This is a genomic window from Shimia sp. R9_1, assembly GCF_017743775.1.
In the GTDB taxonomy this organism is placed as follows: domain Bacteria; phylum Pseudomonadota; class Alphaproteobacteria; order Rhodobacterales; family Rhodobacteraceae; genus Shimia.
In genome coordinates this window covers 158,588-179,065 of the sequence record NZ_JAGHRN010000001.1, presented here as the reverse complement: position 1 = coordinate 179,065, position 20,478 = coordinate 158,588, and the positions used below count along the sequence as shown (strand labels likewise).

Sequence of the window (20,478 nt, the reverse complement as noted above, 5' to 3'; positions counted from 1 at the left end):
CCTCAAGGAAGGCGCGCTTTGGCAGAAAACAGGGGTTTTCTTATTTCTTTTTGCGGGGCGGCATCAGATCGGTGATCGTGCCCTCAAACATTTCCGCCGCGAAATTCACCGTCTCACTCAGGGTTGGGTGGGGGTGAATCGTGTGGCCCAGATCAACCGCATCCGCACCCATTTCGATGGCCAGCGCCACCTCCGCGATCAGGTCACCAGCGTTGGGCCCAACGATCCCCGCGCCAATCACGCGCTCGGATTCTTCGTCGAAAATCAACTTGGTAAGGCCTTCGGAGCGGCCAAGGCTGAGGGAACGACCAGACGCTGCCCATGGGAACACACCCTTGCCAACCTTCAGCCCTTCGGCCTTGGCTTGGGTCTCTGTGACGCCCACCCAGGCAACCTCAGGATCGGTGTAGGCCACCGACGGGATCACCCGCGCATCAAAGTAGCGTTTGTGCCCTGCGGCCACCTCTGCAGCGACTTTGCCTTCATGCACAGCCTTGTGGGCGAGCATCGGCTGGCCAACCACATCGCCAATGGCAAAAATGTGAGGCACTCCAGTGCGTTGCTGGCTGTCGACCGCGATAAAGCCGCGCTCATCCACAGCCACACCAGCCGCAGCGGCATTGATTTTTGCGCCATTCGGACGGCGGCCCACCGCAACAAGAACTTTGTCAAAGGTACCAACCACTTCGCCCTTAGGGCCTTCCATGGTGACCTCAAGACCAGCGTCCGTTGCATTAACCGCAGTGACTTTGGTCTTGGTTAGGATCGCCTCATAGCGCCCCTCAATCCGCTTGTGCAGCGGTTTGACCACATCTTTGTCAGCCCCGGGAATGATCTGATCCATGAACTCGACAATTGTCACTTTGGAGCCAAGCGCATCGTACACCGTGGCCATTTCCAGACCGATGATGCCGCCACCCAGCACCAGAAGGCGCTCTGGCACGTCTTCCAGCTCCAGCGCGCCGGTGCTATCGATCACGCGGGGATCGTCATGCGGGATGAAGGGCAGGGTGACCGGCTCAGAGCCTGCTGCGATCACACATTGATCAAAGCTGACGGTGGATTTTGCGCCGTCGTTGTCCACTTCGATCATATTGGGGCCGGTGAAAGTGCCAAAGCCGTTCACAACCTGCACCTTGCGGGCTTTGGCCAATCCAGAAAGACCGCCAGTCAATTGATTGACAACACTTTCTTTCCAGCCGCGCAGCTTGTCGAGATCGACCTCAGGCTTGGCAAAGCTGATGCCGTGATCGCCCATTTCCTCTGCTTCGGTGATCACTTTCGCCGAGTGCAGGAGCGCCTTGGACGGGATACAGCCCACGTTGAGGCAGACACCACCAAGCGAGCTGTCTTTCTCAATCAGCACAACTTTCTTGCCAAGGTCTGCCGCGCGGAAGGCTGCCGTGTAACCACCGGGGCCAGAGCCCAGCACAACCACCTCGGCATGCACATCACCGGCACCTGTTGCGGTGCCAGTTGCGGCCACGGCTTGTGGTGCAGCAGGCGCTGCCGGAGCTGTCGCTTTGGGCGCCTCTTCTGCGCCCTCGGCGTCCAAAACGATGATCAGGCTGCCCTCAGAGACATTGTCGCCTTCGGCCACTTTGATCTCTTGCACCACACCTGCGGCGGGGGAAGGCACTTCCATGGTGGCCTTGTCGCTTTCCAGCTCGATCAGCGGATCCTCTGCGGCGACGGTGTCGCCAACAGAAACCAGAATGGAAACCACAGGAACTTCGGAAAAGTCACCAATATCAGGTACTTTGACGTCCATAATGAAGTCCTCCCTTAGAGCATCAGGCGACGCACGTCGCCCATCAGGTGCTTCAGCGTGGCGCAGAAGCGCGCCGCCAGAGCACCGTCAATCGCACGGTGGTCATAGCTCAGAGACAGCGGCTGCATGAGGCGCGGCTCAAACTCTTCACCGTTCCAGACCGGCGCCATTTTGGAGCGGGTCAGGCCGAGGATCGCAACTTCAGGCGCGTTCACAATCGGGGTGAAAGACGTGCCGCCAATGCCGCCGAGGCTGGAGATGGTGAAGGTCGCGCCGGACATGTCGTCGCCCTTCAGCTTGCCTTCACGCGCCTTGGCAGAAAGCTCCATCAGGTCTTTGGAGATTTCGATGATGCCTTTGCGATCCGCATCTTTGATCACCGGAACCACCAGACCATTGGGCGTGTCCGCCGCAAAGCCGATGTTGTAGAAATCCTTCTTGATCAGCTTGTCCCCATCCGGATGCAGCGAGGAATTGACTTCCCAATGCTGCTTCAGCGCAGAGACAGACGCCTTGATAACAAAGGACAAAAGCGTGACGCGGTAGCCGTCTTGCTTGGCCTGGGCATCCAGCTCACGGCGGTAGCCGTCCAGCTCAGAGATGTCGGCTTCTTCGTTGTGGGTGACATGCGGAATGTTGAGCCAGCTGCGGTGCAGGGCCGGGCCAGAGATCTTTTTGATCCGGGGCATGTCGACATCTTCGGTGGGACCGAATTTGGAGAAATCCACCGCTGGGATCGGCGGGATGCCCATGCCGCCCTGTGCTGCACCAGCAGGCGCTGCCGCTGTTGTGGTGGACTTCAGGAAGGCGGTGACGTCTTCGCGCAGGATGCGGCCTTTGCGGCCTGTGCCGTTGACCTTGGCCAGATCCACATCCAGCTGACGCGCAAAGGCACGCACAGACGGGGACGCATGTGCTTTGCCAAATCCAGCGTCGGTTACAGCTGCCGGAGCAGGTGCCGCTGGCGCAGGTGCAGCAGCAGGTGCCGCCGCCGGGGCGGCCTCAGCTTTGGGAGCCGGTGCTGCGTCTGCGGCCTCTTCTGCTTCCAGAAGCAGAACCAGTGAACCTTCGGAGACGTTGTCCCCTTCGGCCACTTTGATCTCAAGCACCTTGCCCGCAGCCGGGGAGGGCACTTCCATAGTGGCCTTGTCGCTTTCGATTTCGATCAGGGGATCTTCTGCCGCGATCACATCGCCTGCGCTGACCAAGACGGAAACCACTGGAACTTCAGTGAAATCACCGATGTCGGGAACTTTGACTTCAATTGCCATGTTTAAAATCTCCTCTCTTCCCGATCACACCAGGCGCGGGTTCGGCTTGGCGCCGTCGATGTCATATTTGGCCAATGCGGCCTCAAGGTCTTTCTTGGTCACAGCGCCTTCGCGGAACAGATCCACCATGGCGGCTGCGGCGATGTGGTTGGCATCCACCTCAAAGAAGCGGCGCAGGTTCACACGGCTGTCAGAGCGGCCAAAGCCGTCTGTACCCAGAACCGTATAGCGGCCCGGCACACATGTGCGGATCTGCTCTGCGTAGTTCTTCATGTAGTCTGTCGCGGCGATCACCGGACCTTTTGCTTTGGCAAGTTGCTCCGCAACAAAGGACACTTTTGGTTCCGCCAGCGGGTTCAGGCGGTTGTGGCGGGCCACATCCTGACAATCCCGTGCCAGCTCGTTGAAGCTCGTGGCAGACCAGATTTCAGCGGTGACGCCAAAGTCTTCCTTGAGCATGTCTGCGGCCTTCATAGCCTGCACCAGAATGGTGCCGGAGCCCATCAGCGTAACGTGCTTCTTGGTTGGCTTTTTGACTTCCTGGAAGCGGTAGAGGCCTTTGATGATCTCGTCTTCCACACCCATAGGCATGTCCGGGTGGGCGTAGTTTTCGTTCATCAAGGTCAGGTAGAAGAACACATCTTCCTGATTTTCATACATTCTCTTGAGGCCATGCTGCACGATCACAGCAACTTCGTGCTGGAAGGTCGGGTCATAGCTGACGCAGTTTGGAATAGTGCCCGCGAGGATATGGCTATGGCCGTCCTCATGCTGCAGCCCTTCGCCATTCAGCGTGGTGCGCCCTGCGGTGCCGCCCAGCATAAAGCCGCGCGCCCGGCTGTCGCCTGCCGCCCAAGCCAGATCGCCGATCCGCTGGAAGCCAAACATGGAGTAGTAGATGAAGAAAGGGATCATCGGCACGCCATGGTTGGAATAGGAGGTTGCTGCCGCAATCCAATCCGCCATGGCGCCCGCTTCGTTGATGCCTTCCTGCAGAACCTGACCGGAGGTCGATTCCTTGTAGTACATCATCTGATCTGCATCTTCGGGCGTGTAGTTCTGCCCTTCGGGGTTATAGATCCCCACCGAGCGGAACAGGCCTTCCATCCCGAATGTGCGGCTTTCGTCCGGCACGATTGGCACAACGTTTTTGCCGATCTGCTTGTCACGAAGGAGCGTGGTCAGAATACGGACAAAGGCCATGGTGGTAGAAATTTCACGCTCGCCGGTGCCTTTCAGCTGCGCGGCAAATTTGTCGAGCGCGGGGATTTCCATCTTGGGTGATTGGCTCTCACGCTTTGGGAACTCCCCGCCAAGCGCTTTGCGGCGGTCAGCCAGATAGGCTTTCTGCGCGTTGTTGAGCTTCACAAATGGCGCTTTGGGCAGATCTTCGTCGCTCACTGGGATCTCAAAGCGATCCCGGAAGGCACGCAGTTGATCTTCGGCCATTTTCTTTTGCTGGTGGGTCGTGTTCTGCCCTTCGCCAGCGCTGCCCATGCCGTAGCCTTTGACGGTCTTGATCAGCAGGCAGGTTGGCATGCCCTTGGTGTCGGTTGCCCGCTTGAACGCAGTGTAGACTTTCTGCGGATCATGGCCGCCGCGACGCAAAGCCCAGATTTGCTCGTCTGTCCAGTCTTTGACCAGTTCCGCGGTCTCCGGATATTTGCCGAAGAAGTGCTCACGAATGTAGGCACCATCTTTGGATTTGAAGGTCTGGTAGTCGCCATCAACGGTTTCATCCATCAACTGGCGCAGCTTACCGGAGGTGTCTTTTTCCAGCAATTCGTCCCAGCCTTTGCCCCAGAGCAGCTTGATGACATTCCAGCCCGCGCCGCGGAAGTCGCCTTCCAGTTCCTGCACGATCTTGTGGTTGCCGCGCACCGGGCCATCAAGCCGTTGCAGGTTACAGTTTACGACGAAAATCAGATTATCGAGGCCTTCGCGCACGGCAAGGTCGATGGCGCCACGGCTTTCCGGTTCGTCCATTTCCCCGTCACCAAGGAAGCACCAGACCTTGCGGTCTGCCATGTCGATGAGGCCGCGGTTGTGCATGTATTTCATGAACCGCGCCTGGTAGATCGCCATCAGCGGACCAAGGCCCATGGAAACCGTTGGGAACTGCCAATAGTCGGGCATCAGCCATGGGTGCGGATAGGAAGAAAGACCTTTGCCGTTCACCTCGGAGCGGAAGTTCTCAAGCTGCTCCTCTGTCAGGCGACCTTCCATGAAGGAACGCGCATAGATGCCAGGGATCACGTGACCTTGGAAGAACACAAGGTCGCCGCCGTGGATCGCAGATTTGCTGCGCCAAAAATGGTTTAACCCTATATCATACATCACCGCGGAGGAGGCGAAGGAAGCGATGTGACCGCCATACTCGCTGCTCTCTTTGTTGCGGCGCACCACGGTCGCCATGGCATTCCAGCGGTTGATGGTGCGGATGCGCCATTCCATATCGAGATCGCCAGGGAATTCTTCCTGATCATCCGCCGGGATGGTGTTCTGGTATGGGGTGGTTGCCGAGAAAGGCAGTGTCGCACCGGCCGCACGGGCCTGTTGCACCGCTTTGTCCAGCAGGTAATGGGCTCTGTCTGGGCCGTCCCGCGCAATCACGTCTTCGATTGCATCTTGCCATTCTTGGGACTCGATTGGGTCGATGTCAGAAATCTCGTTCGCCATGCGGCGTCTCCTCCACTGAAATCCGCGTTTCAGACATTATAGTTTAACATTAAACAATCAAGCTAGTGGGGCGGTTGCATGGCTCCCATGCGCTCAGATCATGTCTGATACGGGGTATGGCGGAAGCGTTAAAGACGGTGAGCAGACAAAGAAAAAGGGGCGCGAACGCCCCTTTTAGATCGGATTTGCAGAAGCTTAGCTGTCTTCTTGCGGCAGCACGAGGTTGAGCACAATGGCGCAAAGCGCTGTGGGCGCCACTGCGGATGTCATCAGCGTTTTCACAACGCCCGGCAGATATTGCACGGCGGTTGGCACAAGGTTGAGCCCTAGGCCTGCCGCTAGAGAGACCGCTATGATCACCATATTGCGGCGGTTCATGTTCACCTCTGTCAGCACGTTCAGACCTGCGGAGGCAACCATGCCAAACATCACGATCACGCCGCCACCCAGCACCGGTAGCGGCATAGAAGCGATGACCGCACCAATCTTGGGCAGCAAGCCACAGACGATCAGAACGATACCGCCAATGGTGACCACATGGCGGCTCATCACACCTGTCATGCCGACAATGCCAACGTTTTGGCTAAAGGATGTGTTGGGCAGACCGCCAAACACGCCTGCAACTGCTGTGCCAAGACCATCTGCGTAGGTCGCGCCCTGAATCTCTGCATCAGTCGCGTCACGGCCAGCGCCTGCTTTCGCGGTTGCAGAGGCGTCGCCCACAGTTTCAATCGCGGACACGATGGAAACCAAGGTGACCGCGATGACCGCGCCAAGACTGAATTCAAACCCGTAAGGGAGAGGTGTGATGCCTGTCACCCAAGAGGCTTTGCCGACGGCTGCGAAGTTTACCATGCCGAGTGCAAAAGCCAGAACGTAGCCTGCCAGAAGGCCCACCAGGATCGCGGCATTAGACAGGACGCCTTTGGTGTAGAACTTAAGCACCAAAGCGACGATCACGACGGTTAGGGCCACGGACCAGTGCTTCAGCGAGCCGAAGCTTTCGGCTTCCATTTGAAAGCTCGCCGCGCCACCTGCAGCATATTTGATGGCCACGGGGATAAGGTAGAGGCCGATTGCAAGGATCACCAGACCTGTCACCAACGGCGGGAAGAGCCAGCGCAGTTTGCCGATCACGGATCCAAGCGCAAAGTGGATAACGCCGCCAATGATACAGGCGGTTAGCGCAACGCTCAGACCTTGGGTCGCGGCGACACCGGCAAGAACGCCCACAAAGGCGAAGCTGGTGCCTTGCATGATAGGCAAGCGCGCGCCAATGGGACCAATCCCAACAGTTTGAAACAGTGTGGCGATGCCTGCAAAAAGCATGGCCATCTGAATGAGATAGACCTGTTCCGGCCCACCAAAGGCCAGACCAGCCGCACCGGCGACGATGATTGAAGGGGTCACGTTGGAGGCGAACATCGCCAAGACGTGCTGAAAGCCAAGCGGAATTGCCTGGCCTAAAGGTGGCGTGACATTGGGGTCGGCATACTGCCCCAATGTCTGCGTTGTGGTAGCTGTGCTATCAGCCATTTTTGCTTCTCCTGTCGGTCGTTACGCCCTGCCACTTCTGATATTGAGCGGCTTGAGGCAAGAGGGTCAGGTGAGGCCTGACCGGGGGATTTGGTCGGCCACCACGCGATACGGGGTATCGAACCAAAACTCTTCTAGGTTGGCGGTGTCTCCAATGCGATCTACCACGGCAAACAAGCCGGGTGCGCTCAGAGGGGTCAGCACTCCGTGCCATATGTTGCGATGAAAGTTGATGCCCTGGCCGGGTGTCGTGAGGAAAGCTTGGGGCACATCGGGGGTGCCGCCTAAATCTTTGGCAACAATCACCAAAAACGCATGTTCCGTCATCGGAATGAAAGCCTGTGAGCCCTCTGGGTGCCGCTCGACCATGTCCAATGTGTAAGGCAGCGTGCGCGGCGTGGCATTAAACAGCGAGATGCCCGCGCGCCCCATTGGCCCAAAATCCATTTGCGCCAAGTCGTGATGCCGACCGCACATGCCTTGATTGATGATCTTATCAGGAGCGTCCCGCAGCGTGATGACATCACCAAATGGCGCGAAGGCTTCTTCGGTCAGAGGGAGGGCATCGATATCGGTCAAGGCAGCAAATCCTGCAGGCGGAACTCGGCAATCCGCTCGACCTGTCGGCAGGCTTCTGCAAATTCGGTTGTGCTGTCGTTGCCGATCCGTCGCTCAAAGGCGGCCATGATGGAGGGTTTGTCGTGATCGCGCACCGCGATGATAAAGGGAAACCCATGCTTCGCCACATAGTCTGTGTTGAGTTGCGTGAAACGTGCGCGCTCGTCGTCGGTCAGCATGTCCAAACCTGCGCCGGCCTGCTCTGAGGTGCTTTCAGCGGTCAAACGGCCTGCCGCCGCGAGTTTGCCAGCCAGATCTGGGTGCGCCTGAAGCACTTTGAGGCGGGCTTCTTTCGGAGCGCGCCGGAAAGCGCGGCAAAGCACATTGTGCACCCCGGCAGCGCAGTCGTGCGCCGGACCAAGCTCCAAATCATGCGCTTGCTCTGCAACCCATGGGGAGTGCTCAAAGATGCCGCCGTAGCTTTCCACAAAGCGGGCTTTGTCCATCATGCTTGGGCGCTCGATCCGCTGATGCGGGTGATGGGTTTGCCAATGCTCGGCGATGTCGATCCGCCGCGGTGTCCAAACCCCTTCAAAGCTCTGGATGTAATCCACAAACTGCTCGAGCGCCGCGAGTTTGCCCGGTCGCCCGACCAAGCGGCAATGCAGCCCGATGGAAAGCATCTTGGGCGCGCCGTCGGTGCCCTCGGCGTAGAGTGTTTCAAAGGCATCTTTGAGGTATGTGTAGAAGTCCTGCCCAGTCACCCAGCCCGGTGCCGTGGCAAAGCGCATGTCATTGGCCTCAAGCGTGTAGGGAATGATCAGCTGATCACGCTCCTCCAGCTCTAGCCAATAGGGCAGATCGTCGTCGTAGGCGTCTGAGATATAGTCAAAGCCACCTTCCTCAGCGACGAGCTGCACCGTGTTCTCAGAGCACCGGCCTGTGTACCAGCCGCGCGGGCGTTCGCCGACCACCTCGGTGTGCAGGCGGATCGCTTCCGCAATCGCGGCGCGCTCTTCATCCGCTGCCATATCTTTGTGCTCGACCCACTTGAGGCCGTGGCTGGCGATCTCCCAACCGGCGCTCTTCATGGCAGCAACCTGTTCGGGGCTGCGGGCGAGTGCGGTGGCGACACCGTAAATTGTGACGGGAATATCCGCGCCGGTGAAAAGGCGATGGAGACGCCAGAAGCCGGCACGCGCGCCATATTCGTAGATCGACTCCATGTTCCAGTGGCGTTGCCCGAGCCATTGCGCGGCGCCTGGGATGTCTGACAGGAATGCCTCAGAGGCGGCGTCCCCATGCAGAACACAGTTTTCGCCGCCTTCTTCATAGTTCAGCACAAATTGTACGGCGATTTTGGCATCATTCGGCCAAGCGGCGCGGGGTGGGTTTTGGCCATAGCCCCGCATGTTCCGGACGTAACGAGTCACGTTGTCGGCTCCCTCACATTTTTGTCATTATGTTCTAACCCGTGCAAATGCCCAAGACTTTCTCTTTATTCATGAAAGTGTTGTTGGCACTCTGGCTTTGCTTGGCAGAGCATCATCGGCGATAGACGATGCACAAGAAATGTGAGGGAATTTTATGGCTGGCTATCTGACAACCCATATTCTGGACACGGCGCGGGGCGTTCCGGCAAAAGGTATTCGTATTTCGCTGTATCGCGTCAGCGGCAATTCACACCGCAAAATTGCAGAGACGGTCACCAATGATGATGGCCGCACAGATGCTCCAATCTTGCCAGAAGGCGATTTTAAAACAGGTACTTACGAGCTGATCTTTCATTGCGGTGACTACCTGCGCGAGACCGGTCAGGCGGGAGATGATCCGCTCTTTTTGGATGAGGTTCCGATCCGCTTTGGCATGGCTGATGCAGAGGCGCACTACCATGTGCCGCTATTGCTGTCCCCATTTGGGTATTCCACCTATCGCGGCAGTTAACCTTCTGAAACCGAAAGGTTTCCGGAGAGCGCAGCTTGCACGCGTGGGGTCATGAACTCGATCAAAAGCCGTGTTTTGGGATCTTGGTGACGGCGGTGTGTGTAAAGCAGCGCCATCTGGATCGGTATCGGGGGCGTATCTTGCAGGACGGGCACCAGAGCGCCTGAGTTCAGATGTTCCGCGATCTCAAACACCGGCTTGAGGGTGATGCCAAAGCCCTCAAGCGCCCAGTCCGTGAGGACATCCCCATCATCTGACTCAAACGGCCCTTTCACTGCAAAACGCTGTGTTCCGTTCGACGTTTCCAGAGGCCATTGGAATTCCGGCGCGCCGGGGTAGCGCAGGTTTAGGCAATCATGCGTTCCATCCGTAAGGGCCTCAGGCGTCTCCGGTGTGCCACGTTGTGCGAGGTAGCTCGGGGATGCACAAAGCACACGCGGGCAATCCGCAATCTTTCGAATGCGCAGAGTGCTGTCTTCTGGCACACCTAAGAAAAAGGCGACATCCAAGCCTTCTGCGGTTAGGTCCAGCTTCCGGTCGGACAGGCGCAGCCTCAGGTCGACCAGTGGATATTCTTTTTTGAATTCTGGAACCAAGGGCGCGATCAGTCGTCGACCAACCCCCAACGGGGCGGCTATGTGAAGCAACCCACGTGGGCTTTGCGTGATGGAGTTCACTGCGGCTTCGGCGTCTTCTATCGCTTCCAGAACCTTGCATGCGCCATCATAGAAAGTGTTGCCCTGCTCAGTTGGATTGAGCTGCCGCGTTGTGCGGTGAAAGAGACGTACGCTAAGATATTCTTCCAATTGAGAAATCCGAGAGGATGCCACGGCCGCAGATATCCGTTGATCGCGTGCAGCGGCGGACATGCTGCCCAGTTCATAGACACGTACAAAGGTTCGGATGTTGTCGATGTAGGACATGGATCTTCAGGATTTTCTTGAAATAGGTCAGCTTTCTTCATGTTAGTGAAGAAAGCCCGAATGCACCAGCATATCGCGGCGACAGATTTGCAGAAACCTCTCGCCAGATCGGTTCAGGGCTGAATGAATGCCCTCTGGCAACAAGTTGGGGGCTAGTTCTCTGTTGTCATCACGGCACGTAGGTAGAGCACCCCATGCGCTTGCCTTTGTTCTCAAAGATTGTTTCTGTGCGCCGAAAGTTTTGGGGAGCAATAAAGATGATCAAGGCAGTGGTATTCGATTTGGACGGCACTCTGGTGGACAGCGCGCCGGATATTCAGGCCTCGGTCAACCTGATGCTCACCGAAGAAGGTTTTGAACCTCTCGACCTCGCAACGACAATTTCGTTTGTGGGCAATGGTTTGCCCAAGCTTGTTGAGCGTGTGATGGCCGCGCGGGGCATGCCGGTGGAAGAGTTTGATCGCGTACACGCGCGGGTATTGGCAATCTACAATGCATCAAATTCCGACAAGACCGTCGTGTATGACGGTGTTTTGGACGTACTGCGGTTGCTCAAGGAAAATGGAGTGTTTCTCGCCGTATGTACCAACAAACCGGAAGAGCCCGCGCGGCATGTGTTGGTCGGGTTGGGTCTTGATGGCTTTTTTGATGTCGTTATCGGTGGGGATACTTTGCCAGTGCGCAAGCCTGATCCTCAGCCGCTGTATGAGGCGATGGGCAGCTTCTCCGCCGCTGAGGTTCTCTATGTGGGCGACAGCGAGGTGGATGCCGGAACCGCAGAGAATGCGGGTGTGAGATTTGCCTTGTTTACGGAAGGCTACCGCAAGTCTTCGGTCGAGGAAATCGCGCATGATGTGCGGTTTTCGCATTGGAACGACTTCCTGCGTGCGGCGGAGCTGAGTGCCATCGCCTGACGCGCGGCAGGTTCCGTATTCTGTCGCTGAACTGTGACTTGCCCCACAGGTGCCAAAGATTCTAGGCTGCGATAGAAGAATGCGACACCAGGGAGGTTGCACAGTGAAGTCTTTTATTTTCAGTGCGTTGGCGGCAGTTTCTGTTATGTTTGCCAGCGCGCTTTCTGCGCAGGTGATTGAGTTGACACCTGCAGATCCACAACCCAAAGGTCTCAAGACCGGGCTTGCAGTTGTCTATGCGGTTAATGACCGGAGTGTGCGCAACCTGCATCCGGCGCAGCGCCGGATTGAGCGCTTTGGTGAGTCGGGAACGCCGCTGCCGGGTTTGAATTTTCCAGACAAGGGCAAGGGCGCGCCGGTGATGACGTCAGGCCGTGCAGAGTTGGTTGGCGCAGAGGTGACCGGCTACATCAAATTTCCGTCGGCCGGGGTTTATGGTGTTGAATTTTATACAAATGATGGCGCTCAGATCTGGATCAGCGGACAGACCGTGGGCAAGATTGACGGTATCACCGCCTGTGCCAGCGCAGGACGGCCGCAGGTGAATGTGCCTAAGGCAGGCTGGTATGACATTAAGGTGTTGTATTTCCAGAAAGAAGGAACGGCCTGCTTTGAAAGCGAGTGGACACCGCCCGGCGGCAAGCGCCAACTGATCCCGGACAGCGCCTTCGGATATAAATAGGCGCAATAACACAGAAGGGGGCCTTGGCCTCCTTTTTTGTGCGCAGGTCCACATTTGTATCGCGTCGGTATTGCGGCTGTAACGCGGTGGTATCACGGCTGTGGATCGTAAGTGCAAATAACGACGTGGTTTAGCGGCAAATGCCTTCGAGTTCCGCCCCTTCCCAAGGCAGGATCACGGACTCCAGACGGGGCAGGTCATCGACAGGGAAGTGATCATCCAGCAGGGAGCGAAGGCGCGCGGTGCGGGGGGCTTCCGGATCCAGGATCGCGCAGCAAAGGTACTCTTCGACCACAGAGGCCTGCTGTTCATAGCCATAATCCAGGAAGGTCTCCGCCGAGGCGGTTTCAAACTGATAGGGATCTACGCCGCGTTTGTGCTCGCTCGCGGCGCGGCGGGGTGAATATCCGGTGACGTCGCGGTTTTGCCATTGCCAGACGTGGGTCATTTCGTGGGCAAAGAAAAGCGCGGCGCTCATGTGCACTTTCTCGGGGTAGTCCGGCAGATAGTTCGGGACAGACCAGTCCTCGGTGGTGAAGAGGCGGTTGAAGAGCACCACACCCGCGGGGGAGGCGGTGATGACCTCTTCTTTGGGTTCGGGGTTGATGCGCTCCCGACAGGCAAGGCGCGGGCGCTTTTTGTATTCAAAGGTGGCCACACCCAGAGGCACATCGCGGGTGATACGCACGCGGCTGGTGTCCAGCCCGTCGCCATGCACATCGCGCGCAAAGGCGGTCTCTGTCTCCGTGAGGGGACGGGTGCAGGAAATCAGCGTCAGGGAGAGAAGGCAAAGCAGGCGGCGCATGAAAGAAGAGTAGCAAAGGCCACAGATCGGACAAGGCGCAAATCGATCACGTCGCGGTCAGATCAGCCCGTCGATGGTGCGGCCCAGCCGGAAGGGCGCGGCAAAGGCCACGAGACAGATGGCGACAAATTGCAGAATCAGAAGAGCGCGGCCTGATTGCAGCACCTCCCAGGCCTCGCGCAGGGCGCTGACATCTTCGATCAGCGCGTCATAGGTCAGCGCCAGAACGCGGTAGTCGGCAGCGATTTCCGGACGTGTGGGGGCGATGTCTTTGAGGGCCATAACCGTGGGCACATCGCGGGTGTCAAAAGCGAGAAACTCCGCCTCTTCCAGTTGGGCGGCGGCCTGCTCCATAGTGTCCATGTCGTCGCGATCTTTGAACAGCAGGGTGAAGCCTTCGAGCGGTGCGCGGCGCTCAGTCACGGAGACAAAGAGTGGAAGTGCAGTGTTGCTGGCGGAACTGGCGGAAAGATATTCGACTTTCTCGCAGAGCTTTTGCAGCTCGTCTTCGGACACATCGTTGCAATAGCGCAGGCGGAAGCGGGCGGCGTCCGTGTCAAAGTCGCGCGACGCGGTGTAGGCGACGGTGACCTGTCGGTTCAGTGCGGTGCTGTCCTCTTGATAGATGCCCACAGCTATGGCGACCACAGCGCCCAAACCGCCAAGCGCCACCCAGATCACATCGGCCAATTCCCATGCCTTTGAGCGATGCGCAAATTTGAACAGCAACAGCGCGCCGACACTGCCGATCATAAAGAAAAGGAGGATCAGAGGCAGTTGATAGATGTGAATGAAGTCAGCCATGGGGCGAGCATAGCGAGTTCCCGTTGAAACAGGGTTCACAGGTGGGTCAGGGGTGTTTCAATACCTGATTGGCTTATTTCGGGGTGGGCACAAGGCGCCCACCCGTGCGGCATTCCTGAAAGTGGTAGCTGTAAAATTCCTGATCCTGCGCGCGGCCTTCAGACGCGCCAAGAGTCGCGCCGATCATGCCAAAAGCCTCGGCCTGTTTGCGGTCGCGCGTGCCGATGTAGCCGAGACCTTGGCCAAGATTGGTGCCGGTGCGGCTGCCTTGCTCAGTGCCGCGCATGCCGGTGGCGGCGCGGGCGTATTGGTCACAGAAGATCTCGGTGCGGGGTTCATTCTGCGGCCATTGATAGAGGTTTGAGGTCTGTGATTTGGGTGCCGCGGGTTGGGACAAGTGATTGTTTTGATAGCGTTCGCTGTCCGCGCGTGCTTGGGCGAGGGCCGAGGTGGGGAGCAGGAGGGCGAAGAGGAGGATCAGGCGCATGGGGCGGAGTGTGGCAGTGCCACCGGGCGGGGGCAAGCCGTAGGGTGCGCATTTATGCGCACCGGTTTGGGGGTGTTTGTGGGGGCGGTGCGCAGTGAATGCGCACCCTACGCGGGAATGCAGAGCATTCCGCCGCGTCCGACCGTCCCCCATGGGAGGGCGCATTCCGCACCCACCCTCGGGTCAGGCGCGGCGAAAGCTTACCAGTCAAGTTGACTAGCGTGAACGAACCGAATGCTTTGCTTAAGAGCTTCCAAATCGGAAGCGTCGCTTTGCTTATGAATAACCCGATGGCATGTTGGACACAATACTAGAAAATCCTCGGGCAATTTGTATCGACGTGTTTCACCTTCCGCGAGTTCTCTTATGGGCTTCGCATGGTGGACATCCAGTGGAGTGTTTTTTAAAAGGCCACTAAAATTGTAATGGACCTGAGGGTTTAGCCCGCAACCTTCACAAATGGCCCCACGTGCTTTCAATACTTTGATGCGTACATTTTTCGCGCGCTCGATGCGTCTCGACAAAATGTACTTTCTTGTTTCTTCGATGTCGGTCGAGCCGGCTTCTTCCATCATTGACTCAACAGGAGTGCGGCCACCTCGATCAACGAGTGCTCGATATGCCTCCAACATGTTTTCCAAGTCGTTGTAGAAACCGTCAGCATCGATTGAATTAGCGTTGTAAACGCGCCCAAAGGCATGACCAGCTTGGTAACCTGCCGGAAGTTTCGCGTCGGTTCCTAGATATATTGGAGCAATGTCGAATTTATTGGCATAGTCGGCAACTCTGTCAGTCATTTCAAAGGCTCTCCGAGCGAGGATTTTTCTGCCTCGTTCGTTTTCACCAAATTCTTCATATACTTCTGTCGTTCCCTGGTTCAGGGACAGTACAATTTCCTCAGTCTGTGGATTTATGAGGTAAACTACATAGAACCCGCGTGTAGCTGTGTCGGTAATTATCGGGTCAAAGAATGCTAGCCAGGGCACTGATGCCCATTGCGACTGACCAACACTAGCTTTCAGTTCTAGATCGTAAGGAAGGAAAATCGTTCTTTTCCTCGCCTCAACAGCGAGATCATGCCTTATGAAGTCCGCAAATTCGCTTCCAGCAAACCTTTTTGCGCGTTCAAATACATACTCTTTGGCTAAACGCGCCAAGTATTCATGAAGCATAACTAGCGCTCAAACATCCAGCTCCTCCACAAACCGCGCGTTTTCCTGAATGTACTGGAAGCGCTTCTCTGGCTTTTTGCCCATCAGATCGCCGACCAGCGCGTCGGTTTCGCCGGGTTCGTCCTCATCAATCGTCACGCGGATCAGCTTGCGGGAATTTGGGTCCATCGTGGTCTCTTTGAGGTCCTTGGCGTCCATTTCACCAAGACCCTTAAAGCGGCTAACGTCAATTTTGCCTTTGCCACCAAGACCTTTGGCGAGCCATTCGTCTTTTTCCGCTTCGTCCACGCAGTAGACACGTTTTGCGCCCTGGGTGAGACGGAAGAGCGGCGGGCAGGCCATGTAGAGATGGCCCGCGTCAATCATTGGGCGCATTTGGGTATAAAAGAATGTCATCAGCAGCGCGGCGATGTGGGCGCCGTCAACATCTGCGTCGGTCATGATGATGATCTTGTCATAACGCAGATCGTCGACGTTGAATTTGGTGCCAAGCCCGACGCCAAGCGCCTGGGTCAGGTCGTTGATTTCCTGGTTGGTGCCGATCTTGGAGCTGGCCGCGCCAAGCACGTTGAGGATCTTACCACGCAGGGGCAGCAGAGCCTGTTTCTTGCGGTCGCGCGCCATTTTGGCAGAGCCGCCCGCGGAGTCACCCTCAACGATGAAGAGCTCGGTGCCCTCGCGGTTGGTGGCGGAACAATCCACCAGCTTGCCCGGCAGGCGGAGCTTTTTGGTGGCAGTTTTGCGGGCGGTTTCTTTCTCCTGACGGCGACGAAGACGCTCTTCGGCACGCAGCACGAGGAAATCAAGGATTGCGCCAGCGGATTTGGTGTCGGCAGCGAGCCAGTTGTCAAAGTGGTCGCGCACGGCGTTTTCCACCAGACGCTGAGCCTCAACCGTGGCGAGGCGGTCTTTGGTCTGGCCGACAAATTCCGGCTCGCGGATGAAACAGGAGACCAGCGCGCAGCCGCCGGTGATCAGATCGTCACGGGTGATCTGGGCGGCCTTTTTGTTGTTCACCAGCTCGCCGTAGGCCTTGATGCCCTTGAGCACGGCGGCCCAGAAGCCAGACACATGCGTGCCGCCTTCAGGTGTGGGGACGGTGTTACAGTAGGACTGGATGAAGCCGTCGCGGCTTGGGGTCCAGTTGATGGCCCATTCGACCTTGCCCGGGGTGTTGAAACGCTCCTGAAAATCCACGGTGCCCGCAAAGGGCTGTTCGGCGTAGGTGGTGGCGCCGTTCATGGTTTCTTTGAGATAGTCAGACAGGCCGCCGGGGAAGTGGAAGGTGGCCTCTGTTGGGGTTTCACCGTCATCAATTGCGGTTTTCCAGCGGATTTCGACGCCAGAGAAGAGATAGGCCTTGGAGCGGATCGATTTGAAGAGGCGTGCCGGTTTGAAGCGGTGGGAGCCAAAGATCTGTTCATCGGCGTGGAAGGTCACCGTGGTGCCGCGGCGGTTGGGGGCTGCGCCGACTTTCTCGACCTTGCCCTGTGGAATGCCGCGGGAGAAGCGTTGCTCATAGAGCTCTTTGTTGCGCGCAACCTGCACAACCATCAAATCCGAAAGCGCGTTCACAACCGAGGCACCCACGCCGTGCAGACCGCCCGAGGTCTGATAGGCTTTGCCCGAAAATTTGCCGCCCGCGTGCAATGTGCACAGGATCACCTCAAGCGCGGATTTGTCCGGAAACTTGGGGTGGGGATCCACAGGGATGCCGCGCCCGTTGTCACGCACAGTCAGGGAATAATCCTCATGCAGCTCTACCTCGATGCGGTTGGCGTGCCCCGCCACCGCTTCGTCCATGGAGTTGTCGAGGATTTCGGCGACCATGTGGTGCAGCGCGCGCTCATCCGTGCCGCCGATATACATGCCCGGACGTTTGCGGACAGGTTCAAGCCCCTCAAGGACTTCAATCGAGGAGGCGTCATAATCGGTCGGCTGGGCTTCGGCCAGAAGGTCGTTGGGCATTCGCGGGCTGCTCTTGTTCATGTTGCTTGGCAGGCATTATGGCAGGAGCGCGCGGCAGGGGGAAGAGGAAGAACGCGCAGATGCGCCATCAGAGTTGCTCTCTCTATGGTCACGGAAAATTCTATGGCTCGGATCCGCGCGGATGCCTATCTTTGAGACATCTGAGGGAGAGCCGGTAATGTGGCGCAGCATCTTGTTTTTCATTCTGGTTGCGACAGGGGCTGCGGCGCAGGAAAGGCCGCAGGGGTTGCTTTGGAACAAGACGGGCCTGCCGGCCACAATCCCATTGCAGGTCAAGACAACAGCGGAGGCGGATTATGTGCTGCGGCTGCGGGCCTATGAAACCGGGGAGATGGCGCTGGCTGCCTATATACGCGGCGGAGAGTTCTTCCGCGTCTTGGTGCCGCCCGGGTTTTATGAGCTGGTGTTTGCCTCAGGGCGCGATTGGCAGGGCGAGCCGGAGCTGTTCGGGCCTGAGACACGAGAGTTCCGGTTGGATCCGCCGCTGATTTTCAACAGCACGGCAACGCGTCGGGAAGGCTACCTGATTGATTTGCAGGATCAGGAGGCGATTACGATCCGCCTGTTGGCGACATGTGATCGACGTGCATTGGACCCTGACAGCTTGCGTGCGACGCGCGATCCGGAAGATCGGGTGATTGGGAGGCCACAGACCTTTGATAGGCCGGAACGCCCGGACAAAATCCCCTTTGCCCGCTACGAGGTGCAGCGCCGGTTCTGTGATTAAAATGCGCAGGAGGTAGGGAGCGCCTTAAGCATGCGCAGGGCGCTCGCCGTACCTACAACAGACTACATAGAGAGGTAGTTGTTGCCCAATGTGTCACGATATTTGTCGACCCATTTGGCGTTGATGGTGGTGATGGTTCCGTCCGCCTCAAGCTCTGCAAAGCAGCGATCAAAATCGGCGGCCAGCGCGGCATCGCGGAAATTCATCGCATAATTGGACGGCTCGAAAATGGCGCGGAACTCAAGCGGTTGGGATGCGTCAATGCCCGCGCTGGAGCCTGCGTCCCGCAGAGAGGCGGTATAGGCCGCAAACAGCATGCCATCGCCCAGAATGCCATCCACGCGCCCGCCAAAGAGCATCTTGGATTGAGTTTCCTGATCGGTCATCTCCCGATAGGAGGCGAAGGTGTCGGAGGCCTCTGCAAGTCCGGGCAGGATGTTGGACGCGCCTTGGAACGCGGCAACGCTGAGACCTGCAAGATCGCTGAGCGCGCCATAGTCGCTGCCGGAACCGGCCAGGAAGGACACGCCGTTCTGATAGGCAATATAAGCTGCGCCTTGGGTTCCTTCCATTGGCATCCCCACGGGTACGGTCATCACAGCGTCCCCCTTGCCCGCCTCAAATGAGGCCCAGTGGCGTGTGAACGGCTGCACCTCAAAAGCCACTTCGTGACCGCAGTGGCCCATCACAGCGGTCACGATCTCTGCTTCGCGGCCTGTGCCGTCAGCGTAGACCATCGGTGGCAGATCGGCTGCCATGATGGTGAGTGTGTCAGCAAAGACGGGCGCGGTAAGTGTGAGGGATGTTGTGGCCAAAGCGGCGGCAAAAAGTTTCATGATCTTGGGGTCCTCTTAAGTGTGAGGAGAGCCTAGGGGCGCGAATCTTAATGGAAAGCTACTGGCTGCGACACTTGTCTCGCCTTTTCAATGGCTTTCGCTTCCTTCTTCGCGTTGTTTTGTGGTGGATTTTATATGGATTTGATAGGCCGATATCTGAGAGCTTCAATCTTCCAGTGAGGGGGCGATCGGCGCACTCCTCCGATAGAGGCTAGTCCTCCCAGTTGTCGACATGGTTAAGGCGCAGAGATCAGTGCAATAAGTTCACTGACTATTTCTCTGGAAATTGACGTGAGTCAAAGCGCGAAATTGCAACCTTTGCTATATGTCTGTCGAATTTATCAGGACAGGGATTAGCTTATGGAAAAACAACTTGAACAGCGTGTTGTTGAAGAGGAACTGGTGCTGGACGTCGCTGCGGAACCTTCTGAAATTGCAGAGGCTCCAAAGGTAGAGAGCGAATCCGAGGCCGTGCAAGTTGTCGAGGAAGCTGCGGCTCCGGCGGCACCTGCCGTTGCCAATAAGGAGTCCGTGGATGAGATGCGCCGCGCCTTTGAACGTGGCGAGTATCCTTATCCGAAAAAAATGTCGCGTCGTGCTTATGAGACGCAAAAGGCTAAGCTGCAGTCCGAGCTGCTGAAAGTTCAGCTCTGGGCGCAGGAGACCGGCCAGAAGTTTGTGATGCTTTTTGAGGGGCGCGATGCGGCAGGTAAGGGCGGCACCATCAAGCGGTTTACCGAGCACCTCAACCCGCGGACTGCGCGCGTTGTTGCGTTGAACAAGCCCACAGATCAAGAACGCGGCCAATGGTATTTCCAACGCTATATCGAGCACCTGCCAACTGCCGGTGAAATCGTGCTCTATGACCGCAGCTGGTACAATCGCGCTGGTGTTGAGCGGGTGATGGGCTTCTGTGAACCCGGTGAATATCTGGAATTCATGCGCCAAACCCCTGATCTGGAGCGGATGCTGGTGCGGTCGGGCATTCGGCTTTACAAATATTGGTTCTCGGTCACCCAAGATGAACAGAAGCGCCGCTTTGAAAGCCGTGAAACCGATCCGCTCAAACAGTGGAAGCTCAGCCCGATTGACAAGGCGTCGCTGAACAAATGGGAAGACTACACAGAAGCCAAAGAGGCGATGTTCTTCTATACCGACACGGCTGATGCGCCTTGGACCGTGATCAAATCTAACGACAAGAAGCGGGCGCGTCTGAACTGTATGCGTCACTTTCTGAGCACACTGGACTATCCGGGCAAGGATCCGAAGATTGCGCAGCCCGCTGATCCGCTGATTGCGAACACCGCAAGTCATGTGATCCACAACTCAGATCATATTCTGGGTACGGCGTTGCATCCCGACAGTCGTAAGGACCGCTGA

At 57.4% G+C, this 20,478-nt stretch carries 18 protein-coding genes; 5 read left to right on the top strand and 13 right to left on the bottom strand.

Features of this window, described 5'->3' with window-relative positions; genetic code table 11:
- Positions 1-40: 40 nt before the first annotated feature.
- The 6 genes from lpdA to puuE all read right to left on the bottom strand — a co-directional run bounded on the left by lpdA (position 41) and on the right by puuE (position 9,248).
- Entirely contained in the window at positions 41-1,771 is a 1,731-nt protein-coding gene (gene lpdA / locus J7399_RS00845; RefSeq protein ID WP_209083598.1) for a dihydrolipoyl dehydrogenase, read from the bottom strand.
- Positions 1,772-1,785: 14 nt separating this feature from the next.
- Positions 1,786-3,042 carry a dihydrolipoyllysine-residue acetyltransferase gene (gene aceF / locus J7399_RS00840; RefSeq protein ID WP_209083597.1) on the bottom strand — a complete coding sequence of 419 codons (1,257 nt, stop codon included), beginning with the start codon at positions 3,040-3,042 and terminating at the stop codon, positions 1,786-1,788.
- Positions 3,043-3,066: 24 nt separating this feature from the next.
- Positions 3,067-5,721: a pyruvate dehydrogenase (acetyl-transferring), homodimeric type gene (aceE, locus tag J7399_RS00835; RefSeq protein WP_209083596.1), complete on the bottom strand. Its 2,655-nt coding sequence runs from the start codon at positions 5,719-5,721 to the stop codon at positions 3,067-3,069.
- A 195-nt stretch (positions 5,722-5,916) separates the two neighbouring features.
- Entirely contained in the window at positions 5,917-7,257 is a 1,341-nt protein-coding gene (locus J7399_RS00830; protein WP_209083595.1) for a nucleobase:cation symporter-2 family protein, read from the bottom strand.
- A gap of 66 nt (positions 7,258-7,323) precedes the next feature.
- A complete protein-coding gene (locus J7399_RS00825) occupies positions 7,324-7,836 on the bottom strand; it encodes an ureidoglycolate lyase (RefSeq protein ID WP_209083594.1) in 513 nt (170 codons plus the stop codon).
- The gene (puuE, locus tag J7399_RS00820; protein ID WP_209083593.1) at positions 7,833-9,248 is read right to left on the bottom strand and encodes an allantoinase PuuE; all 1,416 of its coding nucleotides are present in this window, start codon (positions 9,246-9,248) and stop codon (positions 7,833-7,835) included. The genes J7399_RS00825 and puuE overlap by 4 nt, the downstream gene beginning before the upstream one ends.
- A 154-nt stretch (positions 9,249-9,402) precedes the next feature.
- Between puuE and uraH the strand changes: the two genes are divergently transcribed.
- The gene (gene uraH / locus J7399_RS00815; protein ID WP_209078156.1) at positions 9,403-9,759 is read left to right on the top strand and encodes a hydroxyisourate hydrolase; all 357 of its coding nucleotides are present in this window, start codon (positions 9,403-9,405) and stop codon (positions 9,757-9,759) included.
- Here uraH and J7399_RS00810 read toward each other — a convergent pair.
- On the bottom strand, positions 9,756-10,682 hold the full coding sequence (locus J7399_RS00810; protein WP_209060562.1) for a LysR family transcriptional regulator: 927 nt from the start codon (positions 10,680-10,682) through the stop codon (positions 9,756-9,758). The two genes, uraH and J7399_RS00810, sit on opposite strands and share 4 nt — an antisense overlap.
- A 260-nt stretch (positions 10,683-10,942) precedes the next feature.
- Between J7399_RS00810 and gph the strand changes: the two genes are divergently transcribed.
- Positions 10,943-11,596, top strand: coding sequence for a phosphoglycolate phosphatase (gene gph, locus J7399_RS00805; RefSeq protein ID WP_209084733.1), 654 nt, complete (start codon positions 10,943-10,945; stop codon positions 11,594-11,596).
- Between the two features lie 103 nt (positions 11,597-11,699).
- On the top strand, positions 11,700-12,278 hold the full coding sequence (locus J7399_RS21155) for a PA14 domain-containing protein (protein ID WP_209083592.1): 579 nt from the start codon (positions 11,700-11,702) through the stop codon (positions 12,276-12,278).
- A gap of 130 nt (positions 12,279-12,408) precedes the next feature.
- On the opposite strand, the gene J7399_RS00795 is transcribed toward J7399_RS21155, so the two are convergent.
- The 5 genes from J7399_RS00795 to parE all read right to left on the bottom strand — a co-directional run bounded on the left by J7399_RS00795 (position 12,409) and on the right by parE (position 17,514).
- A complete protein-coding gene (locus tag J7399_RS00795; RefSeq protein ID WP_209083591.1) occupies positions 12,409-13,083 on the bottom strand; it encodes a hypothetical protein in 675 nt (224 codons plus the stop codon).
- Positions 13,084-13,140: 57 nt separating this feature from the next.
- On the bottom strand, positions 13,141-13,887 hold the full coding sequence (locus J7399_RS00790; RefSeq protein WP_209083590.1) for a hypothetical protein: 747 nt from the start codon (positions 13,885-13,887) through the stop codon (positions 13,141-13,143).
- A 73-nt stretch (positions 13,888-13,960) separates the two neighbouring features.
- Positions 13,961-14,284, bottom strand: coding sequence for a hypothetical protein (locus J7399_RS00785; protein ID WP_209083588.1), 324 nt, complete (start codon positions 14,282-14,284; stop codon positions 13,961-13,963).
- 290 nt (positions 14,285-14,574) lie between these two features.
- Complete coding sequence (locus J7399_RS00780; RefSeq protein WP_209083586.1) at positions 14,575-15,546, bottom strand: DUF3578 domain-containing protein; 972 nt, start codon at positions 15,544-15,546, stop codon at positions 14,575-14,577.
- Between the two features lie 9 nt (positions 15,547-15,555).
- Positions 15,556-17,514, bottom strand: a complete 1,959-nt coding sequence (parE, locus tag J7399_RS00775) for a DNA topoisomerase IV subunit B (protein ID WP_209078165.1) — start codon at positions 17,512-17,514, stop codon at positions 15,556-15,558.
- Positions 17,515-17,692: 178 nt separating this feature from the next.
- Between parE and J7399_RS00770 the strand changes: the two genes are divergently transcribed.
- Positions 17,693-18,262, top strand: a complete 570-nt coding sequence (locus tag J7399_RS00770) for a hypothetical protein (RefSeq protein ID WP_209083584.1) — start codon at positions 17,693-17,695, stop codon at positions 18,260-18,262.
- Between the two features lie 62 nt (positions 18,263-18,324).
- Here J7399_RS00770 and J7399_RS00765 read toward each other — a convergent pair whose 3' ends face one another.
- Positions 18,325-19,098, bottom strand: coding sequence for a transporter substrate-binding domain-containing protein (locus J7399_RS00765; protein WP_209083582.1), 774 nt, complete (start codon positions 19,096-19,098; stop codon positions 18,325-18,327).
- A gap of 360 nt (positions 19,099-19,458) precedes the next feature.
- Between J7399_RS00765 and ppk2 the strand changes: the two genes are divergently transcribed.
- The gene (gene ppk2 / locus J7399_RS00760) at positions 19,459-20,478 is read left to right on the top strand and encodes a polyphosphate kinase 2 (RefSeq protein WP_209078168.1); all 1,020 of its coding nucleotides are present in this window, start codon (positions 19,459-19,461) and stop codon (positions 20,476-20,478) included.